Origin of the sequence: Caulobacter sp. (assembly GCF_017744445.1) — a bacterium.
Taxonomy (GTDB): Bacteria; Pseudomonadota; Alphaproteobacteria; order Caulobacterales; family Caulobacteraceae; genus Caulobacter.
The window spans coordinates 97764-113234 of sequence record NZ_JAGIBH010000004.1; the positions used below are offsets into that span (position 1 = coordinate 97764).

19 protein-coding genes are annotated in these 15471 nt (G+C 67.9%); 7 read left to right on the forward strand and 12 right to left on the reverse strand.

The features are described from left to right. Positions 1-20: 20 nt before the first annotated feature. Together J7528_RS07225 and J7528_RS07230 are read left to right on the forward strand one after the other, a co-directional pair. Entirely contained in the window at positions 21-1778 is a 1758-nt protein-coding gene (locus J7528_RS07225) for a M1 family metallopeptidase (protein WP_291872279.1), read from the forward strand. Between the two features lie 79 nt (positions 1779-1857). After that, complete coding sequence (locus J7528_RS07230; protein WP_291872281.1) at positions 1858-2373, forward strand: VanZ family protein; 516 nt, start codon at positions 1858-1860, stop codon at positions 2371-2373. Here J7528_RS07230 and J7528_RS07235 read toward each other — a convergent pair whose 3' ends face one another. The 5 genes from J7528_RS07235 to J7528_RS07255 form a co-directional block, all read right to left on the reverse strand. Next, positions 2374-2658 carry a hypothetical protein gene (locus tag J7528_RS07235; protein ID WP_291872283.1) on the reverse strand — a complete coding sequence of 95 codons (285 nt, stop codon included), beginning with the start codon at positions 2656-2658 and terminating at the stop codon, positions 2374-2376. It abuts the gene before it with no gap. Between the two features lie 247 nt (positions 2659-2905). Further along, on the reverse strand, positions 2906-3469 hold the full coding sequence (locus tag J7528_RS07240; RefSeq protein ID WP_291872746.1) for an HNH endonuclease: 564 nt from the start codon (positions 3467-3469) through the stop codon (positions 2906-2908). Between the two features lie 161 nt (positions 3470-3630). After that, on the reverse strand, positions 3631-4272 hold the full coding sequence (locus J7528_RS07245) for a DNA-3-methyladenine glycosylase (RefSeq protein WP_291872285.1): 642 nt from the start codon (positions 4270-4272) through the stop codon (positions 3631-3633). Between the two features lie 51 nt (positions 4273-4323). Then, complete coding sequence (gene greA / locus J7528_RS07250) at positions 4324-4806, reverse strand: transcription elongation factor GreA (RefSeq protein ID WP_291872287.1); 483 nt, start codon at positions 4804-4806, stop codon at positions 4324-4326. A 174-nt stretch (positions 4807-4980) separates the two neighbouring features. Beyond that, entirely contained in the window at positions 4981-5091 is a 111-nt protein-coding gene (locus tag J7528_RS07255) for a hypothetical protein (protein ID WP_291872289.1), read from the reverse strand. Between the two features lie 154 nt (positions 5092-5245). On the opposite strand from J7528_RS07255, the gene J7528_RS07260 reads away from it, so the two are divergent. Continuing rightward, complete coding sequence (locus J7528_RS07260) at positions 5246-5872, forward strand: TetR/AcrR family transcriptional regulator (protein WP_291872291.1); 627 nt, start codon at positions 5246-5248, stop codon at positions 5870-5872. Position 5873: 1 nt separating this feature from the next. Beyond that, positions 5874-6716: a tRNA glutamyl-Q(34) synthetase GluQRS gene (gluQRS, locus tag J7528_RS07265; protein ID WP_291872293.1), complete on the forward strand. Its 843-nt coding sequence runs from the start codon at positions 5874-5876 to the stop codon at positions 6714-6716. 142 nt (positions 6717-6858) lie between these two features. On the opposite strand, the gene J7528_RS07270 is transcribed toward gluQRS, so the two are convergent. The 5 genes from J7528_RS07270 to J7528_RS07290 all read right to left on the reverse strand — a co-directional run bounded on the left by J7528_RS07270 (position 6859) and on the right by J7528_RS07290 (position 10703). Further along, on the reverse strand, positions 6859-7173 hold the full coding sequence (locus tag J7528_RS07270) for a transcriptional regulator (RefSeq protein ID WP_291872295.1): 315 nt from the start codon (positions 7171-7173) through the stop codon (positions 6859-6861). Positions 7174-7180: 7 nt separating this feature from the next. Beyond that, positions 7181-7816, reverse strand: coding sequence for a hypothetical protein (locus tag J7528_RS07275; protein WP_291872297.1), 636 nt, complete (start codon positions 7814-7816; stop codon positions 7181-7183). A 35-nt stretch (positions 7817-7851) separates the two neighbouring features. Then, on the reverse strand, positions 7852-9069 hold the full coding sequence (locus J7528_RS07280) for an acyltransferase (RefSeq protein WP_291872299.1): 1218 nt from the start codon (positions 9067-9069) through the stop codon (positions 7852-7854). A gap of 285 nt (positions 9070-9354) precedes the next feature. Then, on the reverse strand, positions 9355-10083 hold the full coding sequence (locus J7528_RS07285) for a GNAT family N-acetyltransferase (RefSeq protein ID WP_291872301.1): 729 nt from the start codon (positions 10081-10083) through the stop codon (positions 9355-9357). Beyond that, positions 10080-10703: a TlpA disulfide reductase family protein gene (locus J7528_RS07290; RefSeq protein WP_291872303.1), complete on the reverse strand. Its 624-nt coding sequence runs from the start codon at positions 10701-10703 to the stop codon at positions 10080-10082. Before J7528_RS07290 ends, J7528_RS07285 begins: the two co-directional genes overlap by 4 nt. On the opposite strand from J7528_RS07290, the gene argH reads away from it, so the two are divergent. From argH to lysA, 3 genes are all read left to right on the forward strand, one after another. Beyond that, positions 10704-12125, forward strand: coding sequence for an argininosuccinate lyase (gene argH, locus J7528_RS07295; RefSeq protein ID WP_291872305.1), 1422 nt, complete (start codon positions 10704-10706; stop codon positions 12123-12125). It abuts the gene before it with no gap. Further along, positions 12104-12424, forward strand: coding sequence for a hypothetical protein (locus tag J7528_RS07300; protein ID WP_291872307.1), 321 nt, complete (start codon positions 12104-12106; stop codon positions 12422-12424). Before argH ends, J7528_RS07300 begins: the two co-directional genes overlap by 22 nt. Positions 12425-12588: 164 nt before the next feature. Continuing rightward, positions 12589-13854, forward strand: coding sequence for a diaminopimelate decarboxylase (gene lysA / locus J7528_RS07305; protein ID WP_291872309.1), 1266 nt, complete (start codon positions 12589-12591; stop codon positions 13852-13854). Between the two features lie 126 nt (positions 13855-13980). Here the strand turns inward: lysA and J7528_RS07310 are convergent, their stop codons facing one another. Next, complete coding sequence (locus J7528_RS07310; RefSeq protein WP_291872311.1) at positions 13981-14565, reverse strand: phosphoribosyltransferase; 585 nt, start codon at positions 14563-14565, stop codon at positions 13981-13983. After that, positions 14504-15457, reverse strand: a complete 954-nt coding sequence (locus J7528_RS07315; RefSeq protein WP_291872312.1) for an MJ0042-type zinc finger domain-containing protein — start codon at positions 15455-15457, stop codon at positions 14504-14506. Before J7528_RS07315 ends, J7528_RS07310 begins: the two co-directional genes overlap by 62 nt. Positions 15458-15471 lie beyond the last annotated feature (14 nt).

Genomic DNA, 15471 nt, shown 5'->3' on the forward strand with positions numbered 1-15471 from the left:
CGCGTTGGGGAGTCGCCCACTTGTCCTTCCGTAACCTCGCCGCCTGCGCGGCGTCGATCCTGGCCCTGTCAGCCGGCCAGGCCTTCGCCCAACAACCTCTCACGACCAGCGATCTCAGCCTGGAGACCGGCGGCCCTATGCCCGTCGAGCAACAGGCCCTGGGCTTCGACCACGCCGATCTGACGTTCAAGATCCTGCCCGAGAAGAAGGCGATCGAGGGCCAGGCGACCCTGACCTTCACCGCCAAGAGCCCGCTGACCAAGCTGGTCGTCGACTTCGACCGCGTCTTCGCCATCCGCAAGCTGACCATCGACGGCAAGGCCCTGAAGCCCTCGGCCTGGAGCAATCCCGAAGGCCGCCTGACCATCGCCCTGCCCAAGCCGGTCGCCAAGGGCAAGCAGGTCACCCTGGCCGTCACCTATGACGGCGTCCCGCACGAAGCCAAGCGCGCGCCCTGGGACGGCGGCTTCGTCTGGAGCAAGGCCCCGACCGGCGAGCCCTGGATCGCCACCGCCGTGCAAGGCGACGGCTGCGACCTGTTCTGGCCCTGCATCGACTACCCGACCGGCGAGCCCAAGCTGGTCGACCTGCACATCACCGTCCCCGCCCCGCTGGTCGCGCCGGCCAACGGCGTCTTCAAGGGCATGACCGAGAAGGACGGCTGGCGGACCTACAACTGGCAGGCCAAGAACCCCAACACCTACGCCATCGCCCTGGACGTCGGCCCCTACGAGGAACTGACCGGCACGTACAAGAGCCGCTTCGGCGACAGCTTCCCGATGTCGTTCTGGCACCTGAAGGACCGCACCGAGAAGGCCAAGGCCCTGTTCGCCGAGTTCACGCCGATGCTGGACTTCTACGAGCAGATGATCGGCCCCTACCCGTTCCGCGACGAGAAGATGGGCGTGGTCGAGACCCCGCACCTGGGCATGGAGCACCAGACCATCAACGCCTATGGCAACGAGTACCGGAAGGACGGCTTCGGCTTCGACTGGCTGCTGCAGCACGAGTTCGCGCACGAGTGGTTCGGCAACCAGCTGACCGATGTCGACAATGACGACATGTGGCTGCACGAGGGCTATGGCAGCTACATGCAGCCGCTCTATTCCCAGTGGCTGCACGGCGACATGGAGTACATGTCGCGCCTCAACACCCAGCGCCTGGGCATTCGCAACAAGTACCCGATCGTCTCGGGCCGGGCGCTGAAGGAGGACGAGGTCTACAACGCCGATCGCGGGCCGGGGAACGACATCTATTCCAAGGCCTCCAACGTCCTGCATACCCTGCGCGCGCTGGTCGGCGACGACGACTTCTTCAAGATCACCCGCATGGCCGTCTACGGTACGGCCGAGCCCAACCCGGGCAATTTCACGCCGCGCTACCTGGGCACCAAGGACTATGTGAAGATCGTCAACCAGGTGACCGGCAAGGACTACGGCTGGTTCTTCGACGTCTACCTCTACGAGGCCGCGCCGCCCGAACTGCTGGAGACCCGCGAAGGCGGCGACCTGGTGCTGAAATGGAAGACGCCCAAGGACAAGCCCTTCCCAATGCCGGTCGAGGTCAAGGTCGGCGGCAAGGTCGTCACCGTGCCGATGGCCGGCGGGACGGGCCGCGTGACCGTGGGCGCTGCCGTGCCGGTGATCGTCGATCCGGCGTCCAAGGTCCTGCGCCGCCAGCCTTATGTGGAAGAGTTCCAGGCCTGGAAGAAGGCCACGGACGACGCGGCCAAGGCCGAAGCCGAGGCCAAGAAGAAGGCGGACGCGGAGAAGAAATAATCCGCTAACCCTGTCCATTCACCGAATGGCGCGACCTTCGCCGTTAGGACGGAGACGTCCCTTCCGAAGGTCGCGTCCCATGTTCAAGCCCGTCCATTTCGTCACCGCCGCTCGCGTCACGCTGGTGGTCGGCTCTCTGGCGGTGGCCGTGCTGACCCTGGGTTCTTTCCAGGGCGCCGAGGCGATCTTCGGCCTCAACGACAAGGCCGCCCACGCGATCGCGTTCGGCGGCCTGCTGGCGGTCTCGTTCCTGGCGTTTCCGCGCATGCGCCGCAACGACCTGATGATCGCGGCCCTGGTGCTCGGCGCTGGTGTCGAGGTCGCCCAGGTCATCGCCCATCGCGACGGCAACATCCCCGACTGGCTGGCCGACGCCGCCGGCATCCTGACCATCTACGGCGCCAGCATGATCGAGACGGTCCGCAAGATGGCCCGCGAGCAAGGCGACCTGACCTTCGACCAGATCGCCGCCCTGGACCGTCGCCAGCCGCGTCGCCGTCCGGTCGTGGCCTTCGAGCCGATTATCGCCGAGCCTGAAGCGGGCGTCGTGCTCAGCTTCGCCAAACGCGCCGCCCGCCGGTTTCCGGCTCGCTGATCAGGTAATGCGCTTGACGCTGACCGGATCGCTACCCGGGAAGCTCTCTTCCAGGCCCTCGTCCAGCAGGGCTTCCTGACGGTTCTCGGACTTCTCAACCTTGGCGGCCAACTGGTCGTGCTTCTCGCCTTCGGCCAACGGGCGCTTGGCTTCTCGAGCATGCGGCGCGTCGATGTGACGATCTTCCGGACGGACCTTGCCTTCCGAAGCCATGTCGGCGGTCGAAGCGGCCGTGCCGTGAGTGAAATGGCGCTTGTCGCCGTCGTCGGTGTGGTGGCGGTTCATGGGTACCTCCCGTGGCTTTTGCCTCGGCTGTAAAAACCCATTGGTCGAGGTTCGGGTTGCATCGTTCAGCGCCCGACACTGCCCATGTTGCAGCATCGAAACATTTTCCGCCCTGACCCGGAACCTTCGCCATAGCGCCGCATTTCATGGTGCAGCTACGGGCGGACCGATCCCCTTCCGCCTCACAGCCACGGCCCGGGACACCTCTCCTTGAAAGATCGCCCGGGCCGTTTTGCTGTCTGAAGCTCTACGCCTCCAGCTCGATATCCCAGTACAGGTAGTCCAGCCAGCTGACGTGCAGCCGCCCTGGTGGGAACCTGCGTCCCCGCTCCTGCAGCTCGTGCATCGAGGGGCGGCGGGCGGTGTGGAAGGGCTGCATGCCGGCTTCGCGCGGCGTGCGGCCACCCTTGCTGAGGTTGCAGGGCGCGCAGGCGGTGACGATGTTCTCCCAAGTGGTCCGGCCGCCTCGCGAGCGGGGGATCACGTGGTCGAAGGTCAGGTCCTCCAGCGAACCGCAGTACTGGCAGCTGAAGCTGTCGCGCAGGAACAGGTTGAAGCGGGTGAAGGCCGGCGGCCGCTCCTGTGGGACGTACTGCTTCAGCGCCACGACGCTGGGTAGCCGCATCTCGAAGGACGGCGAATGGACGACCTGGTCGTAGCTGGCCACGACGTCGACGCGATCCAGGAACACCGCCTTGATCACCTCCTGCCACGGCCAGAGGGACAGCGGATAGTAGCTTAGCGGCCGGAAGTCGGCGTTGAGCACCAGGGCCGGCATGCCCGATGGTGGACGCGTGAGGACCTGCATCAGAGCCCCCCTTCGGAGCGTATCAGGCTCCGGCTGATGAAGTACGCGACAGGACTGAAGACGGGCCTCCTTCCTACGCAATTCTGGGAATCGCCATTCATCCCCGAACGCAAGGAAAGGATGATCCGAGTCAGCGACAGAACCAAGACATCTGTCGCAAGAGTCTAGAACGGCGCGATCTCTCTGCGCTTTACCGCGCCATAGCAGGCCCACAGCAGATGCGCGGCGACACCACGATAGGGCCGCCAGCGCTCCGCGCGCTGATAGGCCTGCTTCTCGGTCGGGCGGGCCTCGGCCCTGTCAGCCCAGCGCATGGCCTCCTGCAGGGCGACGTCGCCGCCGGGGAACATGTCGAGCCGCCCTTGGGTGAACATCAGATAGACCTCGGCGGTCCAGCGGCCGATGCCGGTGATGGCCGTCAGGGCGGCGATCGCCTCCTCGTCCGACATTCCCGGCAAGGCGTCGAAGTCACAGGTCCCGTTCAGATGCGCGTGGGCGATGGCGTGGGCATAGCGGGCCTTGGGGCGCGAGAGACCCAACGACAGCAGGTAGGCCTGGTCGTGGCCCATCACGACATCGGGCGTCATCCGCGGCAGCCCTGCCTCGACCCGCGCCCAGATGGCGGCCGCCGAGGCCAGGCTGACCTGCTGCTGCACGACCATCTTCAGGAGACCCGGAAAGCCGCCCAGGCCGACGCGCCATTCGAACGACGGCGTGACAGCCTCCATCGCCGCCAGGGCCGGATCGACGGCGGCGAGATGCTTGCGGGCTTCGAGCAGCGCTTGAGCGGTCGGCGGAACGAACATCCCTCGCAGGTGGAGCTTCCCCCGTCGAATGACAATCCGCTTCTTGCTGAACTATCCGATCTCAGTGATCTCGATCTCGCCGCCCGGCGCCGGCGACACGTCGCCGATAGTCTTTCCAAGAAGGGCGCGGGCGATCGGGGCGACATAGGAAACCGAGCCCTGGGCCGGATCGGCCTCGTCCTCGCCAACGATGCGGAAGGTCTGCACGCGGCCGTCCTCACGCTCGAAGGTCACGCGGTCGCCGAACTGCACGACGGTCTTGGCCGGATCACGCTCCATCAGCTGGGCGGTGGCGCGGCGTGAGGACCAGTAGCGCAGGTCGCGGGTGGCGCGGGCCATGGCGGTGCGATCGCCGTCAGCGGCTCCGCCCGCGCTCTGGGCCGACGAATAGGCGGCGCGCGCGGCGGCCAGTTCGGCCTCGATCAGATCGAGCCCCTCGGGCGTCACCAGATTGGGATGGGTCGAGATCGGGCGATCGGGCAGGTCCGCCGCGAAGGCCTCGCTGTCGCCCTCTTTCGTGAAGGCGACACTCATCGGAAGAAGTCTTGGATCATGGAGAAAGCCTGTGACGCGCAACGATGATCGGCGTCGGAGGCCTAACGCGTCCTGGCTTGGTTAGCTCCCCGACCGGCGGGGTTCAAGCCGAACGCGGCGGCGGGATCTTCGGGGGATCGAAGATAGCCCCGCCGTTCGCGAGCAATCGAACTCTTAGATGGCCACGCCGACGACGGCGGCGGCGACGCCCAGGGCGATCACGAGGAAGTAGCCGGCGGCCAGACGGTCGAAGGCGGTTTCAAAGGCGTTGAGCGTGCGTTGCATGACGATAGTCCCTCTCTTGTTGTCCTCGCCCCCAGCGGGCGATTGGCTGAACCAATCTGGACGATGCTTAGATAACGCACATCTAAACGACGTCAAGATGATCTTTACGGCGTTTGGATGAAATTTTAGAAAGGTGGGGCTACAGTGAGGACCGATGAGCACCGCGACCGCCGAATCCCGCCCGTATCACCATGGCGACCTGAGCCGCGCCCTGGTCGACGCCGCCCGCAAGATCCTGGAGACGGACGGCCCCGCCGCCCTGTCCCTGCGGGCCGTGGCGCGTGAGGCCGGGGTCAGCCCCGCCGCGCCCTATCATCATTTCAAGGACAAGGCCGAACTGCTGGAAGCCGTCGCCCACGAGGGCTGGCATGAGCTGGACGTGGCTCTGTCGACGGCCCGCGCCTCGACCGAGGATCCCCGCGCGCGGATGACCAATCTTGGCGTGGCCTATGTCTGCTTCGCCCGCGACAACCCGGCCCTTTATCGGGTCATGTACGACCGCTCTCGCGACAAGGACGCCCTGCCCGACCAGTTGAAGGACGACGGCGCCTATTGCCAGGTGCGCGACACCATCAACGAGAACGGCGGCGGCCACGTCAGCGACATCGACCTGGAGCTGGCGACCATCGCCGCCTGGTGCGCCGGTCACGGCCTGGCCGAGATGATCGGCTTCAAGCAGTTCGCACCGCTGAAGGAGCTGCTGGGCGGCGAGGAAGCGTTCCTGCGCGCGGTGTTCGAACACTTGGGCATGTTCGCGAAGTTCACCGCCATCCAGGACTGACGTGTCTTTCGTCACCCGGTTCGCGCCCTCGCCGACGGGCTATCTGCATCGCGGCCATGCCTACTCGGCGCTGACGGCGTATCGCGCCGCGCAAGAGGCTGGCGGCCGTTTCCTGCTGCGCATCGAGGACATCGACGCCACGCGTTGCCGGCCGGAGTACGACGCGGCGATCTTCGAGGACCTGGCCTGGCTGGGACTGGACTGGGAGACGCCCGCCCGCCGGCAGTCCGAGCACCTGGTCGACTTCCACGCGGCCATCGAGACGCTGCGCGAGCGCGGCCTGGTCTATCGCTGCTTCAAGACCCGCAAGGAAATCGACATCGGCCGCGCTCCGCACGAGCCGGCGGTTCCGTATGTGGGCGCGCCTCTCCCCGTTGATGAGGAAGCCCGGCGCCTGGAGCGCGGCGATGCCTTCGCTTGGCGGCTGTCACTGGCGGCGGCGCGGCATGCCCTGGGAGGGTTCGAGAGCCTGACCTTCGTGGAGCAAGACGCCGGGCCGGACGGCGAGATCGGCGTCATCCAAGCGCGGCCCGAGACGGCTGGCGACATCGTTCTGGCCCGTAAGGACGTCGGCGTCGCCTATCATCTGGCCGTGGTCCATGACGACGCGCTGCAAGGCGTCACCCACGTGATCCGAGGCGTGGACCTGTTCGAGGCCGCCCACATCCAGCGCCTGCTGCAGGCTTTGCTGGGTTATCCGACGCCGACTTACCGCCACCACGGCCTGCTGGTCGGTCCGGACGGCAAGCGCTACGCGAAAAGGGATAAGGCCCAGACGCTGCGAGAACTGCGGTCGGCCGGGATGACGCCAGCCGAGCTGCGAGCCGAACTAGGCTTCTCCTAAATCCGTCTTCCCGGCGAAAGCCGGGACCCAGGTCCCATGGCGCTTGGGCTGATTAGAGAAATGCGGAGCCCTTGGAACCCCCCCAGCGCCATCCCATCTAGGCCCCGGCTTTCGCCGGGGAGACGGGTTCAGAAAGGATGGTTCAGGAAGAGCCCCCCGCCTGCTCGACCAACTGGCCCATCGCCTTCAGATAGCGGGCGAAAGCCGCCCGGCCGGTCTCGGTCAGGCGCACGCGGGTCAGGGGCTTGCGGCCGACGAAGCTCTTGTCGATCGAGACGTACTCAGCCTCTTCCAGCTTGCGCAGGTGGATCGACAGGTTGCCTTGCGTGACCTCCAGCAGGGTCTTCAGCTCGGTGAAGTCGGCCACCTCGGCGCTGGCCAGGTAGGCGACGATCCCCAGCCGCACCCGACCATGGATGACGTCGTCCAGCCCGCTGATGTCGAACTTGGGCGTCACGATCGCCTCAGGCGGCGCGCTGCTGCATGGCCTGGCGCATCATGAAGAAGCCGGGGCCTCCCATCAGCGCGAACAGGCCGAACGTCGCGATCGCCAGGTAGAGGTCGGCGCGGTGGATCAGCATCCCCATGGCCACGCCCGACACCAGCCAGCCGATGGCGACCAGCGCCATCCAGGCCCGCTTGCGCAGCACGAAGATCACGTACCAGACCGCGCCCTGCAGGATGAACACCACGGCCGGATGGAACAGCCAGTAGCGGAAGTCGTGATTGCGCGCGGCGGCCGAGGCGAAGACCAGGACCAGGGCCAGGTTGGCGATGCCCGTGCCGGAAAAGGCCGCGTTGACCGCCCGGTTGGTGACGCCGCGCTGCGGGTTCTTGCGATCGACGATGATGACGATGGTCATCAGGATCAGGAAGATCACCGTCGGCGCCCAGGCCATGACGATGTTCCCGGTCACGCCCAGGCTGAGCAGGCCCCTCTCCTGAAGGAAGTAGCCCAGGGTCTGGACGCCGTAGAGCACACCGGCCGAGCCGTAGAGCGCGCCGCCGGCCACGCCCAGCCCGCCCCGCTCGTTGCTGCCTTCGGCCAGGCCGCGCAGGAAGGCCAGGTCGTCCTGGGCCGTCTTCAGCTTGTCGTTCATGGGCCTCGCCCCCTTCAGCGCCACATCATGACCGTTCACAGGATTCGTCCCAACAGCGGCGCGCGGCGCAGGACCATCGTCGTCAGCCAGCTCAGCGCCACCGCGCCCACGAACACCACGCAGCCCTTGGCCAGGCCGCCCCAGCCCTGCGGCAGCAGCAGCCAGGCCAGCCACGAGGTGAAGACGTAATGGACCAGATACATGCCGTAGGCGTTGGCCTGCAGGCTGGCGCTCACCGGGCCGGTCTTGCGGACAAAGCGCAGGAAGGTCGCCAGGGCCGCGAAGGACAGGGTCGCGCAGGCCAGGCAGAAGCTCACCCCGCCCACGACATCCAGGACAGCCCGAGGCGGCGGGTTCGGCGAGAAGGCCACGATCATGGTCCCCACGCCGCCGATGATCGGCAGGATCGGAGCCAGATGCCAGAGCCACCAGCGCTTGGCGAGCTTGCCTTCCGGATCGGTCAGGCCGTAGCCGACGCCGGCCGCGCCGACCGCGACGCCCGCCAGGAAGTAGACGAAGTAGTGGCCGATGCGGGCGGTCTGGACCAGGAACGGCCCCCACATGCTCCAATGGCCGAACGGCGTGGTCATGGCCAGCGGCAGGTAGAAGAGCACGCTCAGCGCGACCAGGCCCCAGAAGAGCCGAGCCGGCTTGCACTCAGCGCCCTTGGCCAGGCCGCCCAGGGCGTCGATCACGCCGGGCGCCACGCGGTGCATCGCGGTGACGATCGCGCCGAAGGTCAGCAGCACCCACAGGAACCAGGCTGGGCCGCTGGGCCAGAACGGCAGGTGCGTCCAGGCGTCCGCGAAGGCCGGGAGCGAACCTGCCCCGCCCGCCTGTAGCCATGCCGGATAGTAGCCCAGCGGTGCCAGCAGTCCCACGCCCAGGATGAACGGGGCGCCCAGGCGCAGGACCCTCCCTCTCAGGAACCCGCCGTCACCCTTGGCCCGCAGGCCGTCGGCGACGAAGAGCCCCGAGATGAAGAACATCAGCGACATGAAGAACATGTCGTTGACCAGGGTGAAGAGACCGAACCCTCCGAACTTCTGCGGATCGACCACCGGGAACGCCGTCCACAGGATCGGCTGGGCGCCGAACGCCTTCGGCGGCGGCGCGTACGGGTGATAGGCCAGCGCCGTGTGGTGGGCGATCACCAGCAGGGTGATGAAGGCGCGCAAGGCGCCGATCGGGGCGTTGCGGCCGCCGATCTGGGCCGCCGTCGAACGGTCAATGGCGCTGAGTGGCGCGTGCATGGGTTGGCTCCCCTCTTCAGGTGGCCGCACCATGGATCAACAAGTTTGTTTTGTAAACTAGTCTATCGAACGAGGATATTTCGAGAAGCGGCGGGGGTATTCGCTCTCCCCCAAATGCCTCCCTAGGCCTTGTGCCTAGGGCCCATGGTTCAGCTGGTCCGGATTTTCAGGAAGCGCGCCCACGCTGACGGCGCGCACTGACCACGGCAACGCCAAGCCGCGCCATGGATCCTGGGCACAAGGCCCAGGAAGGCAATGTAGGGGTTGGGGTGTTGGGTTTTGGGCTCAGCGCACCCAGTACCGATACCGATACGCAGGCTCGAAGCCCTCGTCCGCGTACAGCGCAATCGCCGGCGCGTTGTCGGCCTCGACCTGCAGCCAGGCCCGCTCGGCGCCCAGCGCCCCCGCCTCGGCCAGCAAGCCCCGCAGCACCCGCCGAGCAAGGCCCTTCCGCCGATGATCCGGCGCGGTGCGCATGCCGAAGACCCCCGCGAACCCCCCGCCGATCGCCGTGGCCCCGATCGCCGCCGGCGCGCCGTCGATGTCCAGCCTCGCGAACCGCGCCGGCGCCGGGATGCGACCCAGGGCCTCCAGCCGCTCGCGGCCGTCCTCGGGATCGCCGGCCGTGGCGGTGAACACCGCCTCGAAGGTCGCATCCGGCGCGGCCGAGACACCGAGCGCCGGATCGCCCTCCCCGCCCGTCGGGCCGAGCATGACCAGCGTCTCCTTGCAGGCGCGATAGCCGCGTGCGGCCAAACGCTCGTTCAGATCGGCCGGCGCCACGACGCCGTCGGTCAACTTGAACTGCGGCGGCAACCCGCGCGCCGCGAACCACGCCTCGACGGCGTCCAGCGCCGCCTCCGGATCACGATCCGGCTCACCCAGCGGCCAACAGGCGTTGATCCGCATCGAGCGACCCGACGAGGCATTCAGCCGCCAGCCGCCCAGCCGATCACGCTCGCGCGCCGGCCAGGCGTCGTCGGCCAGGGGTTCGAGGATCGCGGGATCGATCATTTCTCGGCGAGCAGCTTCTCGACGATGCCGCGGGCTTCCGGGCCCGACCAGTCGGCCGGACCGGCCATGCGGGCGCGCTCGCGGCCCTGGCGGTCATAGATCACCGTGGTCGGATAGCCGGCCGCGCGCGGGTCCATGGCGAACGACAGCTTGTAGCCCGGATCGCGATACGTCTTCAGCGGCGGGTTGGCGGCCATCTCCTCGTTGATCAGGTTCAGGTCGCTGTCGCGGTCGACGCTGATAGGCAGCACGGTCACCGGCTGGGTCGCATAGGCGGCCTGCAGCTTCGCCAGGGTCGGCATCTCGGCCTTGCACGGCGCGCACCAGGTGGCCCACAGGTTCATGACCACCACGCGGCCCTTGAAGTCGGCCAGGGTGGTCGGCTTGCCGTCCAGGCTGGTGAAGACGGTGGTCGGCGCGGCGCGCGGCGCGGATGGCACGTCCAGCTTTACCAGCGTCCCTTTCTTGAATTCTGTGAGGTCGGCGGGCCCTGAGGGTTTGAACGAAGCGGTGGCGATGACGTATAGAACCGCCGCCACGCCGACGAGGATGACGCCCCCCAGCGCCAACCTCACAGGGTTGCGCTTCTTGGCCGCCGCCTCCGATTGGACTTCGCTCATATGACCGACAACGCCTCCGATACGCCCAAGGCCAACAGGGGCCAGGGTCAAGCCATGTGGGGCGGTCGTTTCACGGCCAAGCCGGCGGAACTGATGCAGGCGATCAACGTCTCCATCGGCTTCGACAAGCGCCTTTGGGCGCAAGACCTGGCGGGCTCCCGCGCCCACGCGCGGATGTTGATGAACCAGGGCGTGATTTCAAGCAGCGATGGTGAGGAAATCCTCGGCGGCCTCGCCAAGATCGAGGACGAGATCGCCACCGGGACCTTCCCGTTCCGCGACGAGTACGAAGACATCCACATGAACGTGGAGGCCCGCCTGCGCGAGCTGATCGGCGCGACCGCCGGCCGGCTGCACACCGCTCGCTCGCGCAACGACCAGGTGGCCGTCGACTTCCGCCTGTGGGTCCGCGACGCCGCCGACCGCTCGGCCGCTCAGCTGGAAGCCCTCCAGAAGGCCCTGCTGGCCCAGGCCGAGGCCTATGCCGACGCCCTCATGCCAGGCTTCACCCACCTGCAGCCGGCCCAGCCGGTGACCTTCGGCCACCACCTGATGGCCTATGTCGAGATGTTCGGCCGCGACGCCAGCCGCTTCCGCGACGCCCGCGCCCGCATGAACGAGTGCCCGCTGGGCGCGGCCGCCCTGGCCGGCTCGCCCTTCCCGATCGATCGCCACCAGACGGCGGCGGCGCTGGGCTTCGACCGCCCGACCGCCAACTCGCTGGACAGCGTCTCGGCCCGCGACTTCGCTCTGGAGGCCCTGTCGGCCGCCTCGATCACGGCCACGCACCTGTCGCGCCTGGCCGAAGAGATCGTGCTGTGGACGACGCCGATGTTCGGCTTCATCAAGCTGACCGACGCCTTCACGACCGGCAGCTCGATCATGCCGCAGAAGAAGAACCCGGACGCCGCCGAGCTGATCCGCGCCAAGGTCGGCCGCATCCTGGGCTCGCTGACCACCCTGACCGTGGTGATGAAGGGCCTGCCGCTGGCCTATTCCAAGGACATGCAGGAGGACAAGGTCCCGACCTTCGAGGCCTTCGACGCGCTGGAGCTCTCCCTGCTGGCCATGGCCGGCATGGTCGCCGACCTGACCCCGAACACCGAAAACATGGCCAAGGCGGCCGGCGCGGGCTTCTCGACCGCCACCGACCTGGCCGACTGGCTGGTGCGCACGCTGAACATGCCTTTCCGCGACGCTCACCACGTGACAGGCTCCGCCGTGAAGGCGGCCGAGGGTCTTGGCGTCGATCTGGCCGATCTTACCTTGGAACAGTTCCAGGCGATCGAGTCGCGGATCACCCAGGACGTCTACGCCGTTCTGACTCCGGCCGCCTCGGCGGCCAGCCGCATGAGCTACGGTGGGACCGCCCCCGCCCAGGTCCGCGCCCAGATCGCGCGTTGGAAGGAAGTGCTCGCATGAAACGCGCCCTGACGATCGTCACCCTGACCGCCCTGGCCGTCACGGCCGCCGCCTGCGGCAAGCAAGGCGCCCTGGAGCGTCCGGCCCCGATGTGGGATCCGGCCAAGAAGGCCGCCTGGGAAGCCGAACGCCGCGCCGCCTCGGCCCAGGCCAACCAACCGGCCCGCGCCGGCGGCGACCAGGAAATCCGCGACCCGGCCACCAGCAACCGCACCATCCGCGCCGCCCCGCTGCCCGGCACCAAGGACCCGTTCGGCGGCCCGTCCGCCAAGGGCTTCCCCGGCGCTACGCCTAACTGACGGCAAACGCTGCACATTGGTTTGAACTTGGCGCGGGTCGCCGTCATCCCGGCGAAGGCCGGGACCCAGATGACGCCCGCCACCGCTCCGGATGCATCTGGGTCCCGGCTTTCGCCGGGAAATCGGAATGAGGGGGCTACGATGATCAGAAAGCCCGAAACACTGTGAACCACTTCGAGTACGGCCCCGAGGGCCTAGCCTGCGAAGGCGTGCCCCTGGCCAAGATCGCGGCCGAGGTCGGCACGCCCGTCTATGTCTACAGCCGCGCCACGCTGGAGCGGCACTTCACCGTGTTCCGCGACGCGCTGGTCGCCGCCGGCGTGGTCGACCCGCTGGTCGCCTACGCCGTGAAGGCCAATTCCAACGTCGCGGTGCTGAAGGTGCTGGGCGACCTGGGCGCCGGGGCCGACACGGTCTCGGAAGGCGAGGTCCGCCGCGCCCTGGCCGCCGGCATTCCGCCCGAGCGCATCGTCTTCTCCGGCGTCGGCAAGGCCCGCCGCGAGATCGAATTCGCCCTGAAGACCGGCGTCGCCGAGATCAATGTCGAGTCCGAGCCGGAGATGAACCTGATCGCTCAGGTCGCCGCCGAGCTGGGCGTGCGCGCCAAGATCGCCTTCCGGGTCAATCCGGACGTCGCGGCCGGCGGTCACGCCAAGATCGCCACCGGCAAGTCCGAGAACAAGTTCGGCGTCTCGTTCGCCGAGGCGGCGCGCCTGTACGCCAACGCCAGCAACAACGCGGCGCTGGAGCCCATTGGCGTGGCCTGCCACATCGGCAGCCAGATCACCGATCTGTCGCCCATGCGCGAGGCCTTCAGCAAGATGCGGGGCCTGGTGGAGCAGCTGCTGGGCGAGGGCCTATCGGTCGAGCGCCTGGACCTGGGCGGCGGCCTGGGCGTCCCGTACTTCAACAACCCCGAACCGCCCTCGCCCGCCGACTTCGCCGCCATGGTGGGTGAAGTCACCAAAGGCCTGCCCGTGAAGCTGGCCTTCGAGCCGGGCCGGGTGATCGCCGCCAACGCCGGCGTGATGGTCTCGGAAGTGATCCACGTCCACGAGCGCCCGGAAGGCCGCAAGTTCCTGGTCATCGACGCGGCCATGAACGACCTGGTCCGCCCGGCCATGTACGACGCCTTCCACGACATCCGTCCGGTGGTGAAGCGCGCTGGTGAGGCCACCTACGACGTCGTGGGTCCGGTCTGCGAGACCGGCGACACCTTCACCCGCGACCGCGCCCTGCCGCCGTTCGCGGCCGGCGACCTGGTGGCTTTCATGTCGGCCGGCGCATACGGCTCGGCCATGGCCAGCGAGTACAACACCCGCCCCCTCGTGCCGGAGGTCCTGGTCGACGGCGACAAGTACGCGGTGATCCGCAAGCGACCGACCTACGAGGAGATGCTGGCGCGGGACCTCGTGCCGGACTGGGTGTAGTTCCGATACTTGCCCCCTCCGGGCCTGCGGCCCTCCTCCCCCGGAGGGGGAAGAAGGTCAACCTTCCGCCCCCTCCGGGGGCGGACGACCGCGAAGCGGTAAGGTGGGGGCAAGTAATCTCTGAAATCAGTCCAGAGCGCCGATGTACGGCAGGCCGCGGCTCTTGCCTTCGTCGTCCAGGCCGTAGCCGACCAGGTAGCGCGCGGGGGCTTCCCAGGCGACGAAGTCGGGCTCCATGCCGCGATCCTTGGGCCAGGGCTTGCGGGCGAAGACGGCGGTCAGCACTTCGCTGGCGCCGGCGTCCTTGACCAGGCGAGCGGCTTCCGACAGCGACAGGCCGGTGTCGAACACGTCGTCGACGACCAGGGCGCGGCGGCCGATCAGCGGGCGCTGCAGGTCGGCGCGAACTTCGCAACGGCCCGTGCTCTTGCGCTCGTCGTGATAGGAGGCCAGCCACAGGGCGTCGAACCGCACATTGCGGCCGGCCTTGTAGAGAGCGCGGGTCAGGTCGGCGGCGAACCACAGGCCGCCGGTCAGCAGGCAGACCGCGACGGTGTCGTCGTCGATGCGCGGCGCGATGGCCTCGGCCAGCTTCTGAACCCGTTCGGCGATCTCGGCTTCCGAGATCAGGACTTCGGGCTGGTTGGTGTCATTCATGATGTGCGGGTTCGTGAGAGTCTGCAGGGGGAGGAGTTGCTTCCCCGCTCTCATGTCCCGAGGGCTCTTGTCCAGCCGCTTCGTGCTCGGCGGGGGCTTCTTGAGCCCCGCGCAGCGCCAGCTCGGGCTCGGCGCCGTGCTCGTCGGGCTTCTTCAGGGCGGTTTTCACCGCCTTGGCGGCGCCCGGTTCGGTGGCGAAACCGATCTGCAGATCCTTGGCCGAACGCGGCGGATCCAGGAAGGTGATCGAGAAGTGGCGCACCTCGCCCGGCGGGATCTTGGCGTCGGCGGCCGCGGCCAGCTGGCCGGCCACGCGCTTGTCGTCCTTGCTGAGCAGCTCCACGCGCAGCGGCGGCGACAGGACCGGGTGCTCGGTGATGTTGCGGATCGAGCCGGTGATCGTCACGGCCGCGTGGCCGTCCTGCATCGAGGGCTGGGCCTTGATGCTGGAGCGGTCGATGACCAGGCCCACCGTGTTCACCGGCAGGCCGACGGCGGCATAGGCGCCCGCCGAGCCTGGCAGGATCTTGACCACGTCGATGCGGAAGATCAGGGCGGCGACCACGACCACCGCCATGGCGGCGGCCATGCCGGCCCAGATCACGCCCGTGGCGGTGGCTTCGCGCAGGCGACGCTCGGCGTCGGCGCGGGCCCGGAAGACCTTGGGCAGTTCCTCGCCCGGCAGGGCGCTGACCGGCGCATCCTCGGCCTCTGCGGCGACGGTCTCGGGCAGCTGGTCGGCGGACTCGACCTGGCTGGCCAGGGTCGGGGTTTCGGGGTCGTCGAAAAGGTCTAGCGGCTCTTCGCTACGGGCAGTCCAGCTGTTCCCGCACGACGCGCAACGCACAACGCGACCCGCCGAGCCCACCTTGGAGTCGTCGACGAAATAGCGGCTGGCGCACTCCGGACAGGTCAGTATCATGGCCGCGAATCGAACGCTCCCCACACACCTAAAGGGGG

Coding starts and splice junctions, on each gene's coding strand:
- J7528_RS07230 (WP_291872281.1), top strand. CDS start 1,858: ATGTTCAAGCCCGTCCATTTCGTCACCGCCGCTCGCGTCACGCTGGTG.
- J7528_RS07235 (WP_291872283.1), bottom strand. CDS start 2,658: ATGAACCGCCACCACACCGACGACGGCGACAAGCGCCATTTCACTCAC.
- J7528_RS07245 (WP_291872285.1), bottom strand. CDS start 4,272: ATGTTCGTTCCGCCGACCGCTCAAGCGCTGCTCGAAGCCCGCAAGCAT.
- greA (WP_291872287.1), bottom strand. CDS start 4,806: ATGAGTGTCGCCTTCACGAAAGAGGGCGACAGCGAGGCCTTCGCGGCG.
- J7528_RS07255 (WP_291872289.1), bottom strand. CDS start 5,091: ATGCAACGCACGCTCAACGCCTTTGAAACCGCCTTCGACCGTCTGGCC.
- J7528_RS07260 (WP_291872291.1), top strand. CDS start 5,246: ATGAGCACCGCGACCGCCGAATCCCGCCCGTATCACCATGGCGACCTG.
- J7528_RS07275 (WP_291872297.1), bottom strand. CDS start 7,816: ATGAACGACAAGCTGAAGACGGCCCAGGACGACCTGGCCTTCCTGCGC.
- J7528_RS07280 (WP_291872299.1), bottom strand. CDS start 9,069: ATGCACGCGCCACTCAGCGCCATTGACCGTTCGACGGCGGCCCAGATC.
- J7528_RS07285 (WP_291872301.1), bottom strand. CDS start 10,083: ATGATCGATCCCGCGATCCTCGAACCCCTGGCCGACGACGCCTGGCCG.
- J7528_RS07290 (WP_291872303.1), bottom strand. CDS start 10,703: ATGAGCGAAGTCCAATCGGAGGCGGCGGCCAAGAAGCGCAACCCTGTG.
- argH (WP_291872305.1), top strand. CDS start 10,704: ATGACCGACAACGCCTCCGATACGCCCAAGGCCAACAGGGGCCAGGGT.
- J7528_RS07310 (WP_291872311.1), bottom strand. CDS start 14,565: ATGAGAGCGGGGAAGCAACTCCTCCCCCTGCAGACTCTCACGAACCCG.